The organism is Streptomyces milbemycinicus, assembly GCF_002154605.1.
In the GTDB taxonomy this organism is placed as follows: domain Bacteria; phylum Actinomycetota; class Actinomycetes; order Streptomycetales; family Streptomycetaceae; genus Streptomyces; species Streptomyces milbemycinicus.
Genome location: NZ_MUNE01001029.1, coordinates 1 through 3,098, shown reverse-complemented (window position 1 = coordinate 3,098; position 3,098 = coordinate 1). Strand labels below are relative to the sequence as shown.

The window sequence follows — 3,098 nt, the reverse complement described above, 5'->3', positions numbered from 1 at the left end:
TCCCCACCCTCTACGCCGCCACCGCCCCCGACGTACACCAGGACGACTTCTTCGGCCCGCCCTTCGGAATGTGGCGCGGCACCCCCACCCGATCGGCCCGCGCCAAGTGGACGCGGGACGACAAGGCGGGGCGAGGGCTGTGGGCGGCGTCGGAACGGCTGACGGGCGTACGGTACGACGCACTCGCGGGCTGACGGCTCACCTCCGCTGCTGCGGGCAGACCTGACGGACACGAGCAGCGAGCGCTGTACGGCGGCGCACCGGCCGCCCGGTGCGCCCTGTGCAGCCGATGTCCCGCGCCGCGCCGCTCAGATCTCCAGGCCCTGCTCGATCTTCCGCAGGTTGTGCCGCGCGAGGGCGAGGTTCGCGCGCTGGCGGTCCAGGGCGATGTACAGGAAGAGCGAGCCGTTCGACTGCTGGAGCGGTCGGATGAGGTGGTATTGGCTGGTCAGCGTGATGAGGATGTCCTCGATGGTGTCGCGGAGCTCCAGGCTGGCCAGTGTGCGGATCTTGGCCCGGACGACCTCGGTGTTGCCGGCCGCGGCCAGCTCCAGGTCGAGGCCGTTGCCGCCGCCGGCGGTGCCCAGAGTCATGCCGCTCTCGTAATCGACGACGGCCACCCCCAGGGCTCCGTCGATCGTCATGGCCTCCTTCAGAGCGGTCTCAAGGTTCATCAGCACTTCCTTCGAGGTCTTCGGCGGGTCGTCACGCCGTACGGCGAATGGCGAGCAGGATGGTCGGCAGAGCGCGTGCGGCGGCGGGCGCCAACACGTAACGTGCAAGGGAAGCACACCTGTTGACGATTTTTACGCAGATTGTGATCGGCCGAGTTCTTTCTCGCCAAAATTGTGAACGAACGGTATCGTCGCGGCCCTCCGGGAGTGAAGGGGGGCCGGGTGTCCCAACTGGCCATGTCCATGCGCCACTTGCTTGATGAGCAGGGAGTCAGCGCCGCCATGCTGGTGGACGGCACCACGGGGCTGGAGTACGGCTTCAGCGGTGATCGCTCGGCACTGCCGCGTGCCGCGCAGGCCTGTGACGACGCCCGTACGGTTTCGGACACGCTTGAAGCCGCAACGGGAGACGCGGAGTTGGAGAACATTACGGTGACCACCACGGAGTGTCACTACGTCACCCGGGTAGTGCCCCGGGAGCGGGGCGATGCCCTGCTGCTGGTGGTCGCGCTGGCCAGGGAGAGCACGAACCTGGCATTGGCGGCCCGTCAGATCGACCACCACGCACGGCACTTGTTCGCATGAGCATGAGTGACTTCCGGAGCGAGTTGACGGCCCTGTGTGAGCAACGGTTCACCGGAGTGCTGCGGATCGAGGGAAGCCCGGCGGGGGCCATGCATCTGCGCGAGGGGCTGATCGCGGGGATCGTCACCCCGGGGGCCCCGGGGCCCGAGTCCCTGTTGCTGAAGTCGGGGCGGATCACCGAGCGGGAGTGGTCCGCGGCGTACGCCGCCGGGGCCGCCGAGGAGCGGGTGGCGGAGCAGTTGACGGCGACCGCCGGGATCGGCGCGGCGGAGCTGGAGGTGGTCACGGTCTCCGCCCTGTACGACGCGGCCTTCGCCCTGGCGCTGAACCGGCCGGAGCGGTGGCAGACCGAGCCCGGAGCCGTGCATCTTCCGCTTCCCGTACGGCCCGGGGTGCATCCGCGGGATCTGCTGCGCGAGAACCGCCGTCGGCTGTCCGAGCTGTCCCAACGCTGGGGCTCACCACAGCAGTTGGTGATGCAGCGGGTGACGGGCCGGGCCGCCCCGAGCGGCGTGGCGAACGCCCGTTTCCGCGACATCCTGCTGCATGCCAACGGCAGGCACACGCCCCGTGACATCGCCTTTCTGGTCGGGCGCGGCACGTTCGCCGTCGTCACGGACATCGTCTCCATGACCGCCCGCGGCCTGCTGGACGGCCGTCCCGCCCCCGCGCCCACGGGGGCCGGGGCCGCGGGCGCCGCGATCAGGACACCTGCCCGGGAGGGGGGCGCCCCCGCCGCCGTACCGCCCGGCCCGCTGCCGCCCGCCGCCCTGCCCCGGCGCCGACCGGGCACCGGCCGCCCGACCACCAACTGAATACCGCAGCAACAACCCCCCGCACACCGCGCAAGGAGTTCTCTTAGTGAGTGATGAAGGACTGGTCCAGGAGCTGAAAGACCTGCGGGAACAAGTACTTGGCGTGAGCGACACCCTCATCGCCACCGCGGACGGCCTTCTCGTGGCGGCCGACAGCTACGAGATCCACGCCGAGTCGGTGGCGGCGCTCGCGGCCGCCTCGCTGGGTCTCGCCCGGCGCACCGCGGGGGAGGTCGCCATCGGCGGGCTGCGCGAAGTGGTCACCCGCGCGCAGTCGGGGCACCTGGTCGTCTACGCCATCGGGGAGCAGGCGCTGCTGGCGGTCAGGGGGGACGAAGGGCTCGACCTGGACGGGCTCCACGTGAACTCCCGCGCGACCGTCGAGCGCCTTGCCGCGCTGATGTCCGTGGATCTCGGGGTCTGACCGCCAGTATCCGACTACTCCGCCGTACGGCGGCGCTCCTCGATGCGGTTCAGTACGGCGCGCAGCGCCAGTTCGTAGCCGAAGACGCCGTGGCCGCAGAGGTATCCCTGGCTCACCGCCGCCGTCACCGACGTGTGCCGGAACGGCTCGCGGGCGTGCACATTGGAGATGTGGACCTCGATACAGGGCACGCCCAGCCCCGCCACGGCGTCCACCGCGTCCCGCAGCGCGTAGCTGTAGTGCGCGTACGCACCGGGGTTGAAGATGATGCCGTCGTCGTGGCGGGCCTGGTGGACGAGGTCGATGAGCACGCCCTCGCTGTTGCTCTGCGCACACCGCACCTCGGCGCCCAACTCCTCCCCCAGCACGGTCGTACGCTCCTCGATCTGCTCCAGCGTGGTGGCCCCGTACGTGGCGGGGTCGCGCTCACCGAGGAGGTTGAGGTTGGGGCCGTGCAGCAGCAGGACGCGGGGGCGGTGGGCGGTCATGGTCAGAGGTGTCCGATTCGTTGGCCGAGGGCGCGGCGGGCGCCTTCGAGGGCGGGGGCGGTGGCGCGGCGGGCCTCGGCGATCTCGCTGAGGGTGGCGAGCAGATCGGGGG

5 protein-coding genes and 1 pseudogene are annotated in these 3,098 nt (G+C 70.6%); 4 read left to right on the top strand and 2 right to left on the bottom strand.

All coding sequences use genetic code 11. The features are described 5' to 3' along the window. Positions 1-194: pseudogene (locus tag CCN51_RS50615) on the top strand (short-chain dehydrogenase); the annotation flags it as partial. A 114-nt stretch (positions 195-308) separates the two neighbouring features. Here the strand turns inward: CCN51_RS50615 and CCN51_RS50610 are convergent. Next, a complete protein-coding gene (locus CCN51_RS50610; RefSeq protein WP_014179853.1) occupies positions 309-674 on the bottom strand; it encodes a hypothetical protein in 366 nt (121 codons plus the stop codon). A gap of 222 nt (positions 675-896) precedes the next feature. Between CCN51_RS50610 and CCN51_RS50605 the strand changes: the two genes are divergently transcribed. From CCN51_RS50605 to CCN51_RS50595, 3 genes are read left to right on the top strand one after another with little or no spacing between them, the layout of a single operon-like run. After that, a complete protein-coding gene (locus tag CCN51_RS50605) occupies positions 897-1,259 on the top strand; it encodes a hypothetical protein (RefSeq protein WP_014179852.1) in 363 nt (120 codons plus the stop codon). After that, the gene (locus tag CCN51_RS50600) at positions 1,256-2,074 is read left to right on the top strand and encodes a hypothetical protein (RefSeq protein WP_043487646.1); all 819 of its coding nucleotides are present in this window, start codon (positions 1,256-1,258) and stop codon (positions 2,072-2,074) included. The genes CCN51_RS50605 and CCN51_RS50600 overlap by 4 nt, the downstream gene beginning before the upstream one ends. A gap of 46 nt (positions 2,075-2,120) precedes the next feature. Continuing rightward, positions 2,121-2,498 carry a roadblock/LC7 domain-containing protein gene (locus CCN51_RS50595; protein WP_014179850.1) on the top strand — a complete coding sequence of 126 codons (378 nt, stop codon included), beginning with the start codon at positions 2,121-2,123 and terminating at the stop codon, positions 2,496-2,498. A gap of 14 nt (positions 2,499-2,512) precedes the next feature. Here CCN51_RS50595 and aroQ read toward each other — a convergent pair whose 3' ends face one another. Then, positions 2,513-2,986 (bottom strand): type II 3-dehydroquinate dehydratase, encoded by a 474-nt coding sequence (aroQ, locus tag CCN51_RS50590; RefSeq protein ID WP_014179849.1) that lies wholly within the window; start codon positions 2,984-2,986, stop codon positions 2,513-2,515. Positions 2,987-3,098: the final 112 nt, after the last annotated feature.